The following is a 17,566-nucleotide window of genomic DNA, read 5'->3' as shown; positions in this document are numbered from 1 at the left end:
TTTTTGCCACGTTGCTGATTAATCTCAGGTTAAGCGTGACAATATGCACTATATTTACACTGTTGGTCTTGGCACAGTCTGGCATGATGGTTATCACCTGCAGCACAGGGTGTGCAGGATAATCGCTAAAAATACGCTGCCGGGCTTGAAATTTTGACTGTGGCCCCAATCTGTAAAATGTACATATATAGGCTATTTGCCAGAGTGCGTGGCAGAGTGCGCGGGATAAAGAAAAACCGTCGGGTACGTGTGGCGTGGGTCGAATGCTTGAGCATAGTCATCATGACCGTTCTCAAGTAGAATCGGTGTAATAGGGTGTAACCCTGGCCGCCAAGGCTATTTCTATTAGGAGACGGTAATGTCATACAGTGGCGAACGAGATCAATTTGCACCTAACATGGCCCTGGTGCCGATGGTGGTAGAGCAGACTTCACGCGGGGAGCGTTCTTACGACATCTATTCCCGCCTGCTGAAAGAGCGCATTATTTTCCTGACCGGCCAGGTCGAAGATCACATGGCCAACCTGATTGTGGCGCAGATGCTGTTCCTCGAAGCAGAAAGCCCGGAAAAAGACATTTTCCTCTACATCAACTCCCCGGGTGGCGTGATCACCGCAGGCATGTCAATCTATGACACCATGAAGTTCATCAAGCCGGACGTCAGCACCATTTGTATGGGCCAGGCGTGCTCGATGGGCTCCTTCCTGCTGACTGCGGGTGCCAAGGGCAAACGTTTCTGTCTGCCGAATTCACGCGTGATGATCCACCAGCCGCTGGGCGGCTATCAGGGCCAGGCGACGGATATCGAAATCCATGCGCGTGAAATCCTGAAGGTGAAGGCGCGTATGAATGAGTTGATGGCAGAACACACCGGCCAGACACTGGAGCAGATCGAACGCGATACCGAGCGCGATCGCTTTATGACCGCGGAAGAAGCGGTAGAATACGGTCTGGTTGACGGCATTCTGACGCACCGCAAGTAACACCACGCGGCTGGCGAGGTAATTGTGCGAGCCGATAGACTATAGTAATCAGAGCGGGCGTGGCTCGCTCTGGTGAGCATTATCGGCATTCCCGGTATGAATTCGGGGCGCACGGCCGCCGTGATTTTCCTGCGGGACAAAGACTAAAGAAGAGGTTTACTGATGACAGATAAGCGCAAAGACGGTTCAGGAAAGCTGCTGTACTGCTCTTTCTGCGGCAAAAGCCAGCATGAAGTGCGTAAGCTGATTGCCGGTCCGTCAGTGTATATCTGCGATGAATGTGTTGACCTGTGTAACGACATTATTCGCGAAGAGATTAAAGAAGTTTCACCGCATCGTGAGCGCAGCGCGCTGCCGACGCCGCACGAGATCCGCCACCACCTGGATGACTACGTCATCGGTCAGGAACCGGCGAAGAAAGTGCTGGCGGTAGCGGTGTATAACCACTACAAACGCCTGCGCAACGGCGATACCAGCAACGGTATCGAGTTGGGCAAAAGCAACATTCTGCTGATTGGTCCTACCGGTAGCGGTAAAACCTTGCTGGCGGAAACGCTGGCACGCTTCCTGGATGTACCTTTCACCATGGCCGATGCCACCACGCTGACCGAAGCAGGTTATGTGGGTGAGGACGTGGAGAATATTATCCAGAAGCTGCTGCAGAAATGTGACTACGACGTGCAGAAAGCCCAGCGCGGCATCGTCTACATCGATGAAATCGATAAGATTTCTCGTAAGTCAGACAACCCGTCCATTACCCGCGACGTTTCGGGTGAAGGCGTGCAGCAGGCGCTGTTGAAGCTGATCGAAGGCACTATTGCTGCCGTTCCCCCTCAGGGTGGCCGTAAGCATCCGCAGCAGGAATTCCTGCAGGTTGATACCTCGAAAATCCTGTTTATCTGTGGCGGAGCATTTGCCGGCCTGGATAAAGTGATCGGTCAGCGCGTTAATACCGGTTCCGGTATTGGTTTTGGCGCAACCGTGAAGGGTGAGGCTGAGAAAGCGACCGAAGGCGAACTGCTGCTGCAGGCGGAACCGGAAGATCTGATCAAGTTTGGCCTGATCCCTGAGTTCATCGGCCGTCTGCCGGTCGTGGCCACGCTGAGTGAGCTGAGCGAAGATGCGCTGATCCAGATCCTGAAAGAGCCGAAAAATGCCCTGACCAAACAGTATCAGGCATTGTTCAATCTGGAAGGTGTGGAGCTGGAGTTCCGTGAAGAAGCACTGAACGCCATCGCCAGAAAGGCGATGAAACGTAAAACCGGTGCACGTGGCTTGCGTTCTATCGTGGAAGCCGCGCTGCTGGACACCATGTATGACCTGCCTTCAATGGAAAGCGTCGACAAAGTGGTGATCGACGAGTCGGTCATCGCCGGTCAGTCCAAACCGCTGCTGATTTACGGCAAACCGGAAGCACAGGCTTCAGGCGAATAATTAGCCAGTCAAACCAGAAAGTTAATGTCAAAATGGGGGATTTTATCCCCCATTTTTATTTCCTGCATTCTTGACGTTGAATGTAAGAGATTCATCCCCATATACTCATTAACCAGATTTTATGAAACGTTTGATGCTTGCGTCTCATGAGATTCCCCCTCAACCTGGCGGAAGTTAAACTTAAGAGAGAGCTCTATGAACCCTGAGCGTTCCGAACGCATAGAAATCCCCGTCTTGCCGTTGCGCGACGTGGTGGTTTATCCGCACATGGTGATCCCGTTATTTGTTGGCCGGGAAAAATCAATTCGGTGCCTCGAAGCAGCAATGGATCATGATAAAAAGATCATGCTGGTGGCACAGAAAGAGGCCTCGACGGATGAACCTGGCATTAATGATTTGTTCTCAGTCGGCACGGTAGCGTCGATCCTGCAAATGCTGAAATTGCCTGATGGCACGGTAAAAGTACTGGTCGAAGGCCTGCAGCGGGCGCGTATTACTACGCTTTCCGACAGCGGCGAGCATTTTGCTGCCCAGGCAGAATATCTTGAGTCACCCGCGATTGACGAGCGTGAACAAGAAGTGCTGGTACGCACTGCAATCAATCAGTTTGAAGGCTACATCAAACTGAACAAGAAAATTCCACCGGAGGTGCTGACGTCATTGAACAGCATCGACGATGCTGCGCGCCTGGCGGATACCATCGCCGCGCACATGCCGCTGAAGTTGAGCGACAAGCAGTCGGTACTGGAGATGTTCGATATCACCGAGCGTCTTGAATACCTGATGGCGATGATGGAATCGGAAATCGACCTGCTGCAGGTTGAGAAACGCATCCGTAATCGCGTCAAAAAACAGATGGAAAAAAGTCAGCGCGAGTACTATCTGAATGAGCAGATGAAGGCGATTCAGAAAGAACTGGGCGAGATGGACGATGCGCCGGACGAACATGAAGCGCTGAAACGCAAGATCGAAGCGGCGAAAATGCCGAAAGACGCGCGTGAAAAAACCGAAGCGGAACTGCAAAAGCTGAAAATGATGTCGCCAATGTCTGCGGAAGCCACCGTGGTGCGCGGCTACATCGATTGGATGCTGCAGGTGCCGTGGAATGCGCGCAGCAAGGTTAAAAAAGACCTGCTCAAGGCGCAGGAAGTGCTCGATATCGATCACTACGGCCTGGAGCGCGTCAAAGACCGTATCCTTGAGTATCTCGCAGTACAGAGCCGCGTAAGCAAAATCAAAGGGCCGATCCTGTGCCTGGTAGGGCCTCCTGGCGTGGGTAAAACCTCGTTGGGTCAGTCGATCGCTAAAGCGACCGGCCGTCAGTATGTGCGTATGGCGTTGGGTGGCGTGCGTGACGAAGCGGAAATCCGCGGTCACCGTCGTACCTATATCGGCTCAATGCCGGGCAAACTGATCCAGAAAATGGCCAAGGTTGGGGTGAAAAACCCACTGTTCCTGCTCGATGAGATCGACAAGATGTCTTCCGACATGCGTGGCGATCCGGCTTCTGCACTGCTTGAGGTGCTGGATCCGGAACAGAACGTGGCGTTTAACGATCACTATCTGGAAGTGGATTACGATCTGTCCGACGTGATGTTCGTGGCAACCTCGAACTCGATGAACATTCCTGCGCCGTTGCTGGATCGTATGGAAGTGATCCGTCTGTCCGGCTATACCGAGGACGAGAAACTCAATATTGCCAAGCAGCATCTGTTGCCGAAGCAGCTTGAGCGTAACGCCCTGAAAAAAGGTGAGTTGACGGTCGACGACAGCGCCATTACCGGCATTATCCGCTTCTACACCCGTGAGGCTGGGGTACGTAGCCTGGAGCGTGAAATCTCCAAGCTGTGCCGTAAAGCGGTGAAAACGCTGCTGATGGACAAGAAGATCAAGCATATCGAGATCAACGGCGACAACCTGAAGGATTACCTGGGTGTGCAGCGCGTTGACTACGGCCGTGCGGATACCGAAAACCGTGTGGGTGAAGTTACTGGCCTGGCGTGGACGGAAGTGGGTGGCGATCTGCTGACCATTGAAACCGCCTGCGTACCGGGTAAAGGTAAGCTGACCTACACCGGCTCGCTCGGTGAAGTGATGCAGGAATCTATCCAGGCAGCACTGACCGTGGTGCGTGCGCGTGCGGATAAATTGGGGATTAACCCTGATTTTTACGAGAAGCGCGACATCCACGTACACGTGCCGGAAGGCGCTACACCGAAAGATGGCCCAAGCGCCGGTATTGCGATGTGTACCGCGCTGGTTTCCTGTCTGACGGGCAACCCGGTTCGCGCCGATGTGGCGATGACCGGCGAGATCACGCTGCGTGGTCAGGTTCTGCCGATTGGTGGCCTGAAAGAGAAACTGCTGGCAGCACATCGCGGCGGCATCAAAACCGTGCTGATCCCTTATGAGAATAAGCGCGATCTGGAAGAGATCCCGGCCAATGTTATCGCCGATCTGGATATTCACCCGGTGCAACGAATTGATGAAGTTTTGGACCTTGCGTTGCTCAATCCGGCCTTCGGCGCACTGCCGGTAGCGGCAAAATAGTGATGTATCGCAAAAACCATTGATAAAACTTATGCTGGCAAGTCATTTCGGACTTGCCAGTCTTTTTTTGTACCGCTAAGTTAGACAGCTGTCGGCCCGCGTTTTGTCACGCTTTCGGTGGCTTGCCAAGGCACGATGGGATTGATATAACAGCTGCGCTGTCGCAACCGTAGGGATTTTTCGGTGCGACGTTTGAATTCTAGAGGGGATGATAGAGTGAATAAGTCACAACTGATCGACAAAATTGCCGCAGGTGCTGATATTTCCAAAGCGGCAGCTGGACGTGCTTTAGATGCAGTGATTGCATCCGTTACTGATTCCTTGAAGGAAGGGGATGACGTGGCCCTGGTGGGTTTCGGTTCCTTCACCGTGCGTGAACGTTCGGCCCGTACCGGTCGTAACCCGCAAACCGGTAAAGAGATCAAAATCGCGGCAGCCAAAGTTCCGGCCTTCCGTGCAGGGAAAGCGCTGAAAGACGCAGTAAACTGATTGTTTGCGTCTAACCGTTTAGCGTTACAGGGCTTTGTAATAAACAATCACCTGACGCAACGGTGCTGGTAAGGTAAGATATAAGGCGCATCAGATTGATGCGCTTTTTTTATTTTTGTCGCAGGGAACGCGCCTGCGCAAGGGTGTTTTTAATCCACATCACAGCGGAGTGTTGTCACACTATGATGGACAATTTACGCGCGGCAGCTAATAACGTCGTGCTCAAAATCATCCTGGCCCTGATCATCTTGTCATTTATTTTGACCGGGGTGGGTAACTACCTGATCGGCGGTTCCGGCGATTATGCAGCGAAAGTAAATGGTCAGGTGATCGAGCGCGCTCAGCTGGAACAGGCTTTCCAAAGCGAACGCAGCCGTATGCAGCAACAGCTGGGTGACCAGTTCTCTGCACTGGCGGGCAACGAAGGTTATATGCAGCAGATGCGCCATCAGGCGTTGTCTCAGTTGATCGACAACATGCTGCTGGACCAATATGCCAAGAAATTAGGCCTGAGCGTCAGCGACGATCAGGTAAAAGACGCCATCCGCAAGGCGCCTTACTTCCAGACTGATGGCCAGTTCGATAACGCCAAATATCTCGATCTGATTAGCCGTATGGGTTACACCGCCGATAACTTTGCACAATCAATGCGTCAGCAGCTGGTTAACCAGCAGGTGATCCAGGCCTTTGGCGGATCGGGCTTCATTCTGCCTGCCGAAGCGCAGGATATGACGGCACTGGTGCTGCAACAGCGCGATGTGCGTCTGGCTACGCTGGATCTGAAAGCGTTGCAGGCCAAGCAGACCGTGACCGACGACGAGCTGAAAGACTACTACAGCCAGAACAAGAACAGTTTTATTGCGCCAGAACAGGTCAAAGTAAGCTACATCCCAATGGACGCCGCTGCTATGCAAGACAAGGTGACGGTAGCCGACGCGGATATCAGCGCCTATTACGACCAGCACAAAAGCAGCTACGGCCAGCCTGAGCGCAAGAACTACAGCGTGATCCAGTTGAAAACCGAGGCGGAAGCCAACGCGGTACTCGATGAGCTGAAGAAGGGCGGTGATTTCGCCACCCTGGCGAAAGACAAATCCACCGACATCATTTCACGCCGTACCGGCGGTGAACTGGGCTGGCTGGAGCCGGACACCACAGCAGACGAACTCAAGCAGGCCAACCTGACCGAAAAAGGCCAGCTTTCCGGCGTCGTGAAGTCTTCAGTAGGCTATCTGGTGATCCGTCTGAACGACATTGAACCGGAAAAAGTGAAGCCGTTGAGCGAAGTGCGTGACGCTATCGCCAAGCAGGTTAAGCAGGAAAAAGCGGTAGACGCTTATTACGCGCTGCAGCAGAAGGTGAGTGAAGCGGCTACCAGCGATAACGAGTCTCTGGCATCGGCCGAAGAGGCCGCAGGCGTGAAAGCGCAGCAGACTGACTGGTTTACCCGCGACAACATCCCGGCAGCGTTGAACTTCAAACCGGTCATTCAGTCGATTTTCGACGGTTCACTGATTGGTGAAGGCGGCTCTCCGGGCAGCAACTCCGACGTGATCACCGTTGATGGCGACCGTGCCTTCGTGATCCGCGTGTCTGGCCACAAGCCAGAGGGCATTGAACCGTTCGACCAGGTGAAAGATCGCGTGGCAGAACTGGTCAAGCGTAACAAAGCGGAACAGGAAGCCAAACTGCAGGGCGAGAAGCTGCTGGTTGAGCTGAAACAGGGCAAGGGCGACGAGGCGATGAAAGCTGCTGGCCTGAGCTTTGGCAGCGTGCAGAAGATGGCACGTGCGCCGGAAGACAGCCAACTGGTGCAGAGCGTGTTCGCGCTGCCGCATCCGCAAGAAGGCAAGCCGGTTTATGGCATGTCGCAGGACCGTCAGGACAACGTGGTACTGATTGCGCTGGATGCCGTGAAACCAGGCACCTTGCCGGCAGAAGAAATGAAAACTTTCGTCAGCAAGATGGAAGAAGGTGCGACTGGCGTGTCCTTTGACTCTCTGCTGGCCAGCCTGCGCAAAGAAGCCAAGATCACCATGGGTGCCGCTGAGCAGCAGCAACCTCAGTAAAGCGCCGCAGTTTTCTGCAACGCAATGCAATCCTCAAAGGCCGCTTTCGCGGCCTTTTCCATATCTGAAATCCGTCAATTGCTGAAGTTTCTTTGCTGCGGCAAGGTGAGCTTGCTGTTACACACAAGGAGGACACAGCATGCAACCTACAGAAATAAAAGCGGTAAATGAGAGTGGTTTTAGCTTTAAAGCCTTGCTGACCGTAGCACTGCTCTGCCTGGCCGGGCCAGCGTTGGCCGCGGAAGAAAAAGTAGTTACCGGGCAACCGGCGCTATCCGTGCCGGCGGCTAATGTCGGGCAGGGGGCAGAGGCCGGGGCGGCTGCCAGTGATGAGGCATCGGTCAGTATCAATCAGGCCGATGCCGAACAACTGGCCAGCATACTCAAGGGAGTTGGATTGAAAAAAGCGGAGAGCATTGTGCGCTACCGCGAGCAGAATGGCCCCTTTACACAGATTGAGCAGCTTCAGGAAGTACCGGGCATTGGGCCTGCACTGTTTGAAAGGAATCGCGCGCGGCTCAAAATGTGATTTCGATCACGGCTGCGTGGCAAAGTGATAATGCAGCCCTTTTTCCTCTGCTACATTTTACAGGTCTTACCAGTTTGGCACCTTGACCAAATGGGTGAAGGAGTCGCTTGCGGCTCCTTCTTTCTGTAATCACCAGGCAGGAGCGGTTGTCACCTATGCACCAGACCTTTATCAAAGTCCGTGGTTATCATCTTGATGTTTATCAGCACGTGAACAACGCCCGCTATCTGGAGTTTCTGGAGGAGGCGCGCTGGGATTGGCTGGAGAATCAGGAAAGCTTCCGCTGGATGACGGAAAACAACATCGCCTTTATCGTGGTGAACATCAACATTAACTACCGCACCCCAGCGGTATTGGGCGACAAGCTACGCATTGACAGCCAGATGGTGCAGCTAAACGGCAAAAGCGGCGTGTTGAGCCAGAAGGTCTCGCAGGATGCCAGCGGGGCTCCGGTAGCGGATGCACTGCTGACCTTTGTTTGTGTCGATCTGAAAACCCAGCGGGCACTGCCGATTGAGGGGCAACTGCGCGAACACCTGCAGGTGCTCACGCCGCTTGAAAATAGCTAAAACAACGAGCGGCAAGCTGTGCCGCCGTTATTCCATCAGACCAACCCGGTCTTCTTCTTCAGGCTCGCCATCACTTCGGCCTTGTTGATTTGGTACTGCTGCAGGCCGTTGGCGCGCAGATGGCAGGCCGCACATTCACCGCAGCCGTTGCCTTTGATGCCGTTGTAGCAGGTCAGAGTGTCCTGCTGCACCAGCTCCAGCTGATGGTAGTAATCTGCCATTGCCCAGGTTTCTGCCTTGTTCAGCCACATCAACGGTGTTTCAAAGCGGATGTCGCGGGCGATGCCCAACACTATCGCCTGGTTCAGCGCTTTGACAAACTCGTCGCGACAGTCTGGGTAGCCGGAGAAGTCGGTTTCACACACGCCGGTGATCACCGCTTCAGCTTCGACCTGATAGGCATAAATCGCCGCCAGCGTCAGGAACAGAATGTTGCGGCCCGGCACAAAGGTGCTCGGTAACCCATTGCTCTGGGTACTGTCGTAGGCGGGAACCGGAATGTTGTCACGGGTCAGGCTGCTGATCGCCAGCTCGTTGAGCAGGCCTACGTCCAGCAGCTTATGCGCCTTGGCCCCCAGGGCCACCGACAGCTCCTGAGCCACTTCAATTTCGGCGCGGTGGCGCTGGCCGTAATCGAAAGTGACGCAGTGAACTTCATCATACTGTTTCAATGCCTGAATCAAGCAGGTCGTGGAATCTTGTCCACCGCTGAAAACGACAACCGCGCGCTTCATAAAATAACCTCAATTTATTGCTGAGACCCTACCCGATACACATTCGGGCGGTAAGATAAAAATGCGTTGCGGCAGCAATGGTAGCAGAAATGGTGGCATACCGCTGGCCGGGCAAATTCAGTCGGTTGATGGCAACGTGGTATTTTCCACCGGCGGCGGTAGCCAGGCCTGACAGAAATCGAACCACCCGTGGGCCGTCAGGGTGACGCCATGAATGCGCGGTGGCGCGCTGATTTGATACTGATAGTGAAACAACGGAGTGATGATCGCCGCCGCCATAAGCTGCTGATAATAGTCTTTCAATTGCTGGTAACGTGCTTGCTGTGCCGGGAGCTGCTGAGTCTGTTGCAGCGTTTGTTGCTGATGCTGCCAGCGAGCGTCGGGCAGGATACCGCGCCACAGCGTATCTTGCCGCAGCCAGCTTTCCAGTGTGGCCTCCGGTGACTCACCAATCAGATTATCCGCCAGCAGCAGGTCGGCCTGTTCGATTTGTTCGGCGCTTTGCCAGCGTTTACCCGCGTAGTAGCGCAGTTCCAGCTCGCAGCCGTGTTGCGCCAACAGTTGCTGCAAGGCCACTGTGACCGTCTCCAGCTCCACCGGTGGCCGATACAACAGCGTCAATTTGGCGGGCAGGGCAATATCCTCGTCGGCCTGATGCTGTGGAATTGTCCAGCCGGGCAGCATCTCACTACTGGGGGTGATGACGCTGTTGGGCACCGGCAGATTGGCCAACAGCCTGGATTGCTGGATCAGCATCAGCAGTTTTTTCCCCTGAGCCTCACTGAGCACGCCGTGCTTCAAATTCACCGCCAGATAGCACCAACCCAGACTCATGCTGCGCTGTACCGGACGCGCCAATGCCATCTCTTCCTGCTGACCGAGGGTTATACGTACCGGATGCTGGCAACTGGTATAAGCCTCACCGGTGTTCAGCTCGGGGGTGATCCAATACTCGATGCTCTCAAGAAAAGGATGCTGCAAATGGTAAAACGGGTGTTGCTCCAGCCGGACCAGGTGCGGTTGGTTCAGCGCCAGCTTAAACGGGCCGGCCCCCATGCCCGAAGCCTCCGGATGGGTCAGCAGGCAAGGCAACTCCGCCAGCCGGTGTGCCAACCAATAGTCTGGATGCTGCAATTCAAACTGCAGACACAGCGCATGGGGAAGACTGATAGCGGCAACGTTGGCCAGGCTGGGTTGGCTGCGAGGGTGTCTCTGCAGTTTTTCCAGCGTTTGCAGCAGTTGCTGGCCGGTCAGTGGCTCACCGTTGTGCCAGCGCAGTTGGCTGCGTAGAAAAAACTGCCAGCGCAGGCCGTCATGGCTGATTTGCCAATGGTGGGCCAGGTCAGATTGCGGCTCGGGATTACCGGTAATAAAACGTGTTAGCCCGGCATGCAGGGTGGCGACCAAATGCTGTTCGGCGCGGCCGGTCAGGGTCAGCGGATCCAGCGATTCGAGCGTGCGGTAGTAGGGAATACGCAGCGTTGGGCTGCCGGCCTGCCATTGACCACCAAGATGGGGGCTAAGCAGCTCCTGTAAATGTTGCGGATCCAACTGCGCCATTTCCAGCGCCCCCTGATGATCGCCATCCTTCAGCAACCTTTGAAGATGGGCAGCGCGTAGCTCATCCGGCGTTTTCAGGCAGTGCAGGTGCGCACGTTTCCCGCGTCCGGGCTGTGACTGCCAACTCAGCCAGCCTTGATCCTGCAGTTGTTGCACCAGCGTGCGGGCGTGGCGCTCGCTGCAATAGAACATCGCCGCCAACTCGCCGACGGTTGTGGCGACCGGCGTGCCCCCGAGCTGCTGGTACAGGCGTTGGTATTGGCTGAGACGATGGGTCAGGCGCATAAGGAGAAATCCGGAACAGTTTTCCAGAATTGTTCACTATTACTTCCGTAAATACCATCCCATACTGCAGGGACTGTAATCGCGTTCACATTCATGAGGTTCTTATGTATCGCCTGGCGGCTTTTGATATGGACGGCACGTTGTTGACACCGGATCACCGGGTCGGGCCGGAAACTCTGGCGGTGCTAAAGCAACTCCTCGAGCGGGAGATGATCGTCACTTTCGCCACCGGGCGCCACTACCTTGATGCACAGCCGATCATGGCGCAGTTAGGCCTGCAGGGCTATCTGATTACCGGCAACGGCACGCGGGTCTATGACGACCGAGGGCAGCAACTGCAGGCTACCGATTTGCCGGCCGATATTGCCGAAGAGGTGCTGCATACCCATTGGCGTACCGACGCCAGCATGCACGTCTTCCGTGATGAAGGCTGGATGACCGAGTTTGCGCTGCCGGAGGAAATGTTGCAGGCCCACCACCTGAGCGGCTTCCATTATCAGCTTGCCGAACTGCGGCGTTTACCGGCGTTCGGCAACAGCAAGGTTTGTTTTGTTGGGCCGCATGAGGAGCTGCTGAAACTTCAGGTGCAGCTGCGCCGGCACTTTGCTGCGCGGGTTGATCTCTGTTTCTCGGCCTATGAATGCCTGGAAGTCTTGCCTCTGGGCTGCAACAAGGGCTCGGCGCTGGATATGCTGAGCCGCCATCTGGGGCTGAAGATGGCGGACTGTATGGCGTTTGGTGATGCGATGAACGACAAGGAAATGCTGGCGGCAGTCGGGCACGGGGTGGTGATGGGCAATGCCCTGCCACAGCTGAAGTCGCTATTGCCACAGCTACCGGTTATCGGCCACTGCGAACAGCAGGCGGTGGCCCACTATTTGCAACATTGGCTGCGTTCACCCTACCTCACCTATTCCCCCGAATTATGAGGCTTTATTGGCAGCCGGCCGGTTAGACTTACCCGGCTTTTTTTCGTCTGAACCTGTTGATTACAAATCTGCCAACTGCGCCAGATGAGGCGTTAGATCACCGATATTGTTTCTGACCCATTCCGGGTTGTAATAGGTGTCCAGGTAGCGCTCACCGCTGTCGCACAGCAGAGTCACAATCGAACCCTGCTCGCCGTTTTCCCGCATTTGCTTCGCCAACTGTAGCGCACCCCACACGTTGGTGCCGGTTGATGCCCCAACCTTGCGTCCGAGCACCGTTTCCAGCCAGTGGATAGTGGCGACGCTGGCGGCATCCGGCACGCGGATCATGCTGTCGACCACTGACGGAATAAAGGATGGCTCGGCACGTGGGCGGCCAATGCCCTCGATACGGCTGCCGCAGCTGCCAATCAGGGTGCGGTCACGCTGGTGGAAGCAATCATAGAACACCGAGTTTTCCGGATCGACCACCGTCAGGCGGGTGTCGTGCCCCTGATAGCGGATATAGCGGCCCAGGGTCGCGGAGGTGCCGCCGGTACCGGCGCTCATCACGATATGTTTGGGTACCGGGAAAGGTTCGCGTTCCATCTGGCGGAAGATGCTGTCGGCGATGTTGTTGTTGCCGCGCCAGTCGGTGGCCCGCTCAGCGTAGGTGAACTGATCCATATAGTGGCCGTTCAACTCTTGCGCCAACTGCTCGGAGACGGCGTAAATCTGCGCCGCATGATCGACGAAGTGACAGCGACCGCCGTAGAACGCGATCTGCTCAACCTTGCGGCGTGCGGTACAGGAAGGCATGACGGCAATAAACGGCAGGCCAATCAGCCGGGCGAAGTAAGCTTCGGATACCGCGGTACTGCCGGAGGAGGCCTCGATAATGGTGGTGTTTTCGGTGATCCAGCCGTTACACAGACCGTACAGAAACAGTGAACGCGCCAGCCGGTGCTTCAGGCTGCCGGTTGGGTGAGTACTTTCATCTTTCAGGTACAGGCAGATACCGGGAAATTCCGGCAGGTTCAGGCGGATCAGGTGGGTATCGGCGGAGCGTTGAAAATCCGCTTCTATTTCGCCGATAGCATATTTAACCCAAGAATTTGTCATCATTTGGCCTCAGAATAGGGGGGCTTATTTGTTGCATAATATAGCCTGCCGTGAGGAAAAAAGGATTGCCATTTTTCCTGTTTAATCGCCTAATGAGAGAAAAATATTCTCCGGATTGGCGATATGTTAGATAAAACAGACCGTAAATTACTGTGCATGCTGCAACAGGACTGTACGCAACCGCTGCAGGTGCTGGCCGACGCGGTCAATCTGACGTCAACACCCTGCTGGAAAAGGCTCAAGCGGTTGGAAGAAGAAGGTTATATCCGAGGGCGGGTCGCGCTGCTGGATAACGAAAAGCTCGGCCTGGGCCTGACGGCATTTGTGCTGATCAAAACTCAGCAGCACAGCAGTGAGTGGTATCAACAGTTCGTGCAACTGACCAAGCAAATGCCGGAGGTGCTGGCCTTCTATCGCATGGCGGGAGAGTACGATTACCTGATGCAGGTGGAAGTGGCGGATATGAAAAGTTACGACAGCTTTTACAAGCGCCTGGTGAACGGCGTGCCGGGGCTGATCGACGTCACTTCCAGCTTCGCGATGGAAAAAATCAAATACACCACCGCACTGCCGGTTCCTGAGTGAAAAGTTCACCAAATTGGCAAAGTAACGGTGGTATCCTACTCTGCTGAGGCAGAACGAGAGATAAAAACATTACATCCTGGAATAAAACTGCGTGAGACTATTTGCTCAAATCGGCTGGTATTTCCGCCGCGAGTGGCGCCGCTACCTCGGGGCGGTGGTGCTGCTGATCATCATTGCCATACTGCAACTGTTGCCGCCCAAGCTGGTGGGGATCATTGTGGATGGCGTCACAGAAAAACAGATGTCCGGCGGCGTATTAATGGCATGGCTGGGGCTGATGCTCGGCACCGCCGTGGTGGTCTACCTGCTGCGCTACGTGTGGCGGGTTCTGCTGTTTGGGGCGTCCTATCAGCTTGCCGTGGAGCTGCGTGAAAACTTCTACCGTCAGCTTAGCCGTCAGAATCCGGCCTTCTATCTGCGTCATCGCACCGGCGATCTGATGGCGCGTGCCACCAATGATGTCGACCGCGTGGTTTTTGCCGCCGGTGAAGGGGTGCTGACGCTGGTCGATTCACTGGTGATGGGCTTGGCGGTGCTGGTGGTGATGAGCACCCAAATTAGCTGGCAGCTGACCCTGTTGTCGCTGATCCCGATGCCAATCATGGCGATCGTCATCAAGTACTACGGCGACCAGTTGCACCAGCGTTTTAAATCGGCGCAGGCAGCGTTTTCCAGCCTGAACGATCAGGCGCAGGAAAGCATGACCAGTATCCGCATGATCAAGGCGTTCGGCCTGGAAGATCATCAGTCCAATCAGTTTGCTGAAGTGGCCGCCCAGACCGGCGCCAAAAATATGCACGTGGCGCGGGTGGATGCCCGTTTCGATCCGACGATTTATATCGCTATCGGTACCGCCAATCTGCTGGCTATCGGCGGCGGCAGTTGGATGGTGGTGAACGGCACCCTGACGCTGGGGCAATTGACCAGCTTTGTGATGTACCTCGGCCTGATGATTTGGCCCATGTTGGCGCTGGCCTGGATGTTCAACATCGTTGAACGTGGCAGCGCGGCCTATAGCCGTATCCGCAGCCTGCTGGATGAAGCGCCGGCAGTGACGGACGGCGAGCAAGCCTTGCCGGCTGGGCGTGGCAATCTGGCCATCGACATTCGCGCATTTCACTATCCGGGCAATACCCATGCGGCGCTGCACGATGTGGTACTGAAGCTGGAGCCGGGGCAAATGCTCGGCCTGTGCGGCCCGACCGGTGCCGGTAAATCGACGTTGCTGTCACTGATCCAGCGTCAGTTTGATGTTGATGACGGCCAGATTAGCTATCAGGGGCTGCCGTTGACCCAGGTGAAACTCGACGACTGGCGTTCGCGGCTGTCGGTAGTCAGTCAGACCCCGTTTTTGTTCTCTGACAGCGTGGCGAACAATATCGCGCTCGGCAACCCAGGGGCGACGCAGGAACAGATTGAGCGTGCGGCCCGCCTGGCCAGCGTGCATGAAGATATTTTGCGCTTGCCGCAAGGCTATGAAACCGAGGTGGGTGAGCGTGGCGTGATGCTTTCCGGTGGCCAGAAGCAGCGTATTTCTATCGCCCGCGCCCTGTTGCTGGACGCGGAAATCCTGATCCTCGACGACGCGTTGTCGGCGGTGGATGGCCGTACCGAACACCAAATCCTGCATAACCTGCGCAGCTGGGGGCAAAACCGCACGGTAATTATCAGCGCGCACCGGCTTTCGGCGTTGACCGAAGCCAGCGAAATTCTGGTGATCCAGCACGGCGGTGTGGCACAGCGTGGCCAGCATGCGTCCCTGGCGGCTCAACCCGGCTGGTATCGCGAGATGTATCGCTATCAGCAACTGGAGGCGGCATTGGATGAGGCCCCGGAAAGCGGTGAGGAGAGTGAAGCCAATGAATAAGATGCAAAAGTTGTGGCCGACGCTGAAACGCTTGCTGGCTTATGGATCGCCGTATCGCAAACCGCTGGGGCTGGCGGTGTTGATGCTTTGGGTCGCGGCGGCGGCGGAAGTCGCCGGGCCGATCCTGGTCAGCTACTTTATCGATAACTATGTTGCCAAGGGGCAGTTGCCGCTGACTATCGTCTGCGGGCTGGCGGCGGCCTATATTTTGCTGGAACTGTTGGCGGCGGCGCTCCACTATTTTCAGGCGTTGCTGTTTAACCAGGCGGCGGTCGGGGTAGTTCAACGGCTGCGAACGGACGTGATGGATGCCGCATTGCGCCAACCGCTGAGCGCTTTTGATACTCAGCCGGTCGGGCAGTTGATCTCGCGGGTGACCAATGACACCGAGGTGATCAAAGACCTGTACGTGATGGTGGTGTCCACGGTGCTGAAAAGTGCGGCGCTGATTGGCGCTATGCTGGTGGCCATGTTCAGCCTCGACTGGCGCATGGCGCTGGTGGCTATCTGCATCTTCCCGGCGGTATTTGTGGTGATGGGTATTTACCAATACTACAGCATACCTATTGTACGCCGGGTGCGTAGCTATCTGGCGGACATCAACGACGGCTTTAACGAAGTGATTAACGGCATGGGGGTGATCCAGCAGTTCCGCCAGCAGATCCGCTTCGGGGAGCGCATGAGCGCTGCCAGCCGTTCCCACTATACCGCGCGTATGCAAACGCTGCGCCTGGACGGTTTCCTGCTGCGTCCGCTGCTCAGCCTGTTTTCGGCGCTGGTGCTGTGTGGCCTGCTGATGCTGTTCGGCTTCAGCGGTGAGGGAGCGATCGGCGTCGGTGTGCTGTATGCCTTTATCAACTATCTGGGGCGTCTGAATGAGCCGTTGATAGAGTTGACCTCGCAACAGTCGATTTTGCAGCAGGCGGTGGTGGCCGGTGAGCGTATTTTCGAACTGATGGATCGCAGTCAGCAGAGCTACGGTACGGACAATCGTCCGCTGGAGAGCGGTCGTATTGATATTGACGACCTGAGTTTTTCCTACCGGGATGACAAGAAGGTACTGCAGCATATTTCGCTGTCGGTGCCTTCACGCGGCTTTGTGGCGCTGGTCGGTCATACCGGCAGCGGCAAGAGCACGCTGGCCAATTTGCTGATGGGCTATTATCCGGTCGATCACGGGGAAGTGCGTCTCGACGGGCGTCCTCTGTCCAGCCTTTCACACGCTACCCTGCGCCAGGGCATCGCTATGGTGCAGCAGGATCCGGTGGTGATCGCCGAATCGGTGCTGGCCAACGTGACTCTGGGGCGCAATATTAGTGAAGCGGCGGTTTGGCAGGCATTGGAAAGGGTGCAACTGGCTGAGTTGGTTCGCTCTTTCCCTGAAGGCATTCATACCCGGCTGGGCGAGCAGGGTAATAACCTGTCGGTGGGCCAGAAGCAGCTATTGGCGATGGCCAGGGTGTTGGTGCAGGCACCGCAGATCCTGATCCTTGACGAAGCCACCGCCAACATTGACTCGGGTACGGAACAAGCGATTCAGCGGGCGCTGAGTTTGATCCGCGAGCACACTACGCTGGTGGTGATCGCTCACCGCTTGTCGACCATTGTTGATGCCGACTCAATTCTGGTGTTGCACCGCGGCCATGCCGTCGAGCAGGGGAATCATCAGCAACTGCTGGCGCAGCAGGGGCGTTACTACCAGATGTATCAACTGCAGCTGGTTGGCGAAGAGCTGGCGGCCGCCAACCGCGAAGAAACACAAACTGCATGATCAATGAGGCCGCTTTAGCGGCCTCTTTCTTTTCTCACCACGCACCACAAACAGGCATCGCTGCGTTTTAAATCCCTTTCTCTGCACTTTTTCGACGCGTCACGCACCAAAA

General features: G+C 55.7%; 14 protein-coding genes. 11 read left to right on the top strand and 3 right to left on the bottom strand.

The annotated features are described in order from the left end of the window. Positions 1 to 358 precede the first annotated feature (358 nt). The 7 genes from clpP (at position 359) to FCL49_RS09500 (ending at position 8,622) form a co-directional block, all read left to right on the top strand. The gene (gene clpP / locus FCL49_RS09530) at positions 359 to 982 is read left to right on the top strand and encodes an ATP-dependent Clp endopeptidase proteolytic subunit ClpP (RefSeq protein WP_012005535.1); all 624 of its coding nucleotides are present in this window, start codon (positions 359 to 361) and stop codon (positions 980 to 982) included. Positions 983 to 1,144: 162 nt separating this feature from the next. Then, the gene (gene clpX / locus FCL49_RS09525; RefSeq protein WP_174353311.1) at positions 1,145 to 2,416 is read left to right on the top strand and encodes an ATP-dependent protease ATP-binding subunit ClpX; all 1,272 of its coding nucleotides are present in this window, start codon (positions 1,145 to 1,147) and stop codon (positions 2,414 to 2,416) included. Positions 2,417 to 2,611: 195 nt separating this feature from the next. After that, positions 2,612 to 4,966 carry an endopeptidase La gene (lon, locus tag FCL49_RS09520; RefSeq protein ID WP_112347696.1) on the top strand — a complete coding sequence of 785 codons (2,355 nt, stop codon included), beginning with the start codon at positions 2,612 to 2,614 and terminating at the stop codon, positions 4,964 to 4,966. A gap of 216 nt (positions 4,967 to 5,182) precedes the next feature. After that, the gene (gene hupB, locus FCL49_RS09515; RefSeq protein WP_017891836.1) at positions 5,183 to 5,455 is read left to right on the top strand and encodes a nucleoid-associated protein HU-beta; all 273 of its coding nucleotides are present in this window, start codon (positions 5,183 to 5,185) and stop codon (positions 5,453 to 5,455) included. Positions 5,456 to 5,637: 182 nt separating this feature from the next. After that, positions 5,638 to 7,524, top strand: a complete 1,887-nt coding sequence (gene ppiD, locus FCL49_RS09510) for a peptidylprolyl isomerase (RefSeq protein ID WP_135315389.1) — start codon at positions 5,638 to 5,640, stop codon at positions 7,522 to 7,524. Positions 7,525 to 7,663: 139 nt separating this feature from the next. Beyond that, positions 7,664 to 8,053 (top strand): ComEA family DNA-binding protein, encoded by a 390-nt coding sequence (locus FCL49_RS09505; protein WP_174353310.1) that lies wholly within the window; start codon positions 7,664 to 7,666, stop codon positions 8,051 to 8,053. A 155-nt stretch (positions 8,054 to 8,208) separates the two neighbouring features. Continuing rightward, positions 8,209 to 8,622, top strand: a complete 414-nt coding sequence (locus tag FCL49_RS09500) for an acyl-CoA thioesterase (RefSeq protein ID WP_174353309.1) — start codon at positions 8,209 to 8,211, stop codon at positions 8,620 to 8,622. 35 nt (positions 8,623 to 8,657) lie between these two features. On the opposite strand, the gene queC is transcribed toward FCL49_RS09500, so the two are convergent. Together queC and FCL49_RS09490 are read right to left on the bottom strand one after the other, a co-directional pair. Beyond that, complete coding sequence (gene queC, locus FCL49_RS09495) at positions 8,658 to 9,356, bottom strand: 7-cyano-7-deazaguanine synthase QueC (RefSeq protein WP_174353308.1); 699 nt, start codon at positions 9,354 to 9,356, stop codon at positions 8,658 to 8,660. 117 nt (positions 9,357 to 9,473) lie between these two features. Beyond that, positions 9,474 to 11,201 (bottom strand): SgrR family transcriptional regulator, encoded by a 1,728-nt coding sequence (locus FCL49_RS09490; RefSeq protein ID WP_174353307.1) that lies wholly within the window; start codon positions 11,199 to 11,201, stop codon positions 9,474 to 9,476. A gap of 104 nt (positions 11,202 to 11,305) precedes the next feature. On the opposite strand from FCL49_RS09490, the gene cof reads away from it, so the two are divergent. Next, a complete protein-coding gene (gene cof, locus FCL49_RS09485; protein ID WP_174353306.1) occupies positions 11,306 to 12,130 on the top strand; it encodes an HMP-PP phosphatase in 825 nt (274 codons plus the stop codon). 60 nt (positions 12,131 to 12,190) lie between these two features. On the opposite strand, the gene FCL49_RS09480 is transcribed toward cof, so the two are convergent. Continuing rightward, entirely contained in the window at positions 12,191 to 13,231 is a 1,041-nt protein-coding gene (locus FCL49_RS09480; RefSeq protein ID WP_174353506.1) for a PLP-dependent cysteine synthase family protein, read from the bottom strand. A gap of 123 nt (positions 13,232 to 13,354) precedes the next feature. On the opposite strand from FCL49_RS09480, the gene FCL49_RS09475 reads away from it, so the two are divergent. The 3 genes from FCL49_RS09475 (at position 13,355) to FCL49_RS09465 (ending at position 17,454) form a co-directional block, all read left to right on the top strand. Continuing rightward, positions 13,355 to 13,816, top strand: a complete 462-nt coding sequence (locus FCL49_RS09475; protein ID WP_012005546.1) for an Lrp/AsnC family transcriptional regulator — start codon at positions 13,355 to 13,357, stop codon at positions 13,814 to 13,816. 91 nt (positions 13,817 to 13,907) lie between these two features. Then, positions 13,908 to 15,683 carry a SmdA family multidrug ABC transporter permease/ATP-binding protein gene (locus tag FCL49_RS09470; protein ID WP_174353305.1) on the top strand — a complete coding sequence of 592 codons (1,776 nt, stop codon included), beginning with the start codon at positions 13,908 to 13,910 and terminating at the stop codon, positions 15,681 to 15,683. Beyond that, complete coding sequence (locus tag FCL49_RS09465) at positions 15,676 to 17,454, top strand: SmdB family multidrug efflux ABC transporter permease/ATP-binding protein (RefSeq protein WP_174353304.1); 1,779 nt, start codon at positions 15,676 to 15,678, stop codon at positions 17,452 to 17,454. Before FCL49_RS09470 ends, FCL49_RS09465 begins: the two co-directional genes overlap by 8 nt. The last annotated feature ends 112 nt before the right edge of the window (positions 17,455 to 17,566 follow it).

It is taken from the genome of Serratia proteamaculans (genome assembly GCF_013337185.1).
Classification (GTDB): domain Bacteria; phylum Pseudomonadota; class Gammaproteobacteria; order Enterobacterales; family Enterobacteriaceae; genus Serratia; species Serratia proteamaculans_D.
Note: the sequence above shows the minus strand (reverse complement) of the source record. Positions and strands in the feature narration are given on the sequence as shown.

What these genes read in the sequence shown, in the direction of transcription:
- FCL49_RS09505 (WP_174353310.1), top strand. Translation starts at nt 7,664, where the DNA reads ATGCAACCTACAGAAATAAAAGCGGTAAATGAGAGTGGTTTTAGCTTT.
- cof (WP_174353306.1), top strand. Translation starts at nt 11,306, where the DNA reads ATGTATCGCCTGGCGGCTTTTGATATGGACGGCACGTTGTTGACACCG.
- ppiD (WP_135315389.1), top strand. Translation starts at nt 5,638, where the DNA reads ATGATGGACAATTTACGCGCGGCAGCTAATAACGTCGTGCTCAAAATC.
- FCL49_RS09490 (WP_174353307.1), bottom strand. Translation starts at nt 11,201, where the DNA reads ATGCGCCTGACCCATCGTCTCAGCCAATACCAACGCCTGTACCAGCAG.
- FCL49_RS09500 (WP_174353309.1), top strand. Translation starts at nt 8,209, where the DNA reads ATGCACCAGACCTTTATCAAAGTCCGTGGTTATCATCTTGATGTTTAT.
- clpX (WP_174353311.1), top strand. Translation starts at nt 1,145, where the DNA reads ATGACAGATAAGCGCAAAGACGGTTCAGGAAAGCTGCTGTACTGCTCT.
- FCL49_RS09475 (WP_012005546.1), top strand. Translation starts at nt 13,355, where the DNA reads ATGTTAGATAAAACAGACCGTAAATTACTGTGCATGCTGCAACAGGAC.
- FCL49_RS09480 (WP_174353506.1), bottom strand. Translation starts at nt 13,231, where the DNA reads ATGACAAATTCTTGGGTTAAATATGCTATCGGCGAAATAGAAGCGGAT.
- lon (WP_112347696.1), top strand. Translation starts at nt 2,612, where the DNA reads ATGAACCCTGAGCGTTCCGAACGCATAGAAATCCCCGTCTTGCCGTTG.
- clpP (WP_012005535.1), top strand. Translation starts at nt 359, where the DNA reads ATGTCATACAGTGGCGAACGAGATCAATTTGCACCTAACATGGCCCTG.
- queC (WP_174353308.1), bottom strand. Translation starts at nt 9,356, where the DNA reads ATGAAGCGCGCGGTTGTCGTTTTCAGCGGTGGACAAGATTCCACGACC.
- FCL49_RS09465 (WP_174353304.1), top strand. Translation starts at nt 15,676, where the DNA reads ATGAATAAGATGCAAAAGTTGTGGCCGACGCTGAAACGCTTGCTGGCT.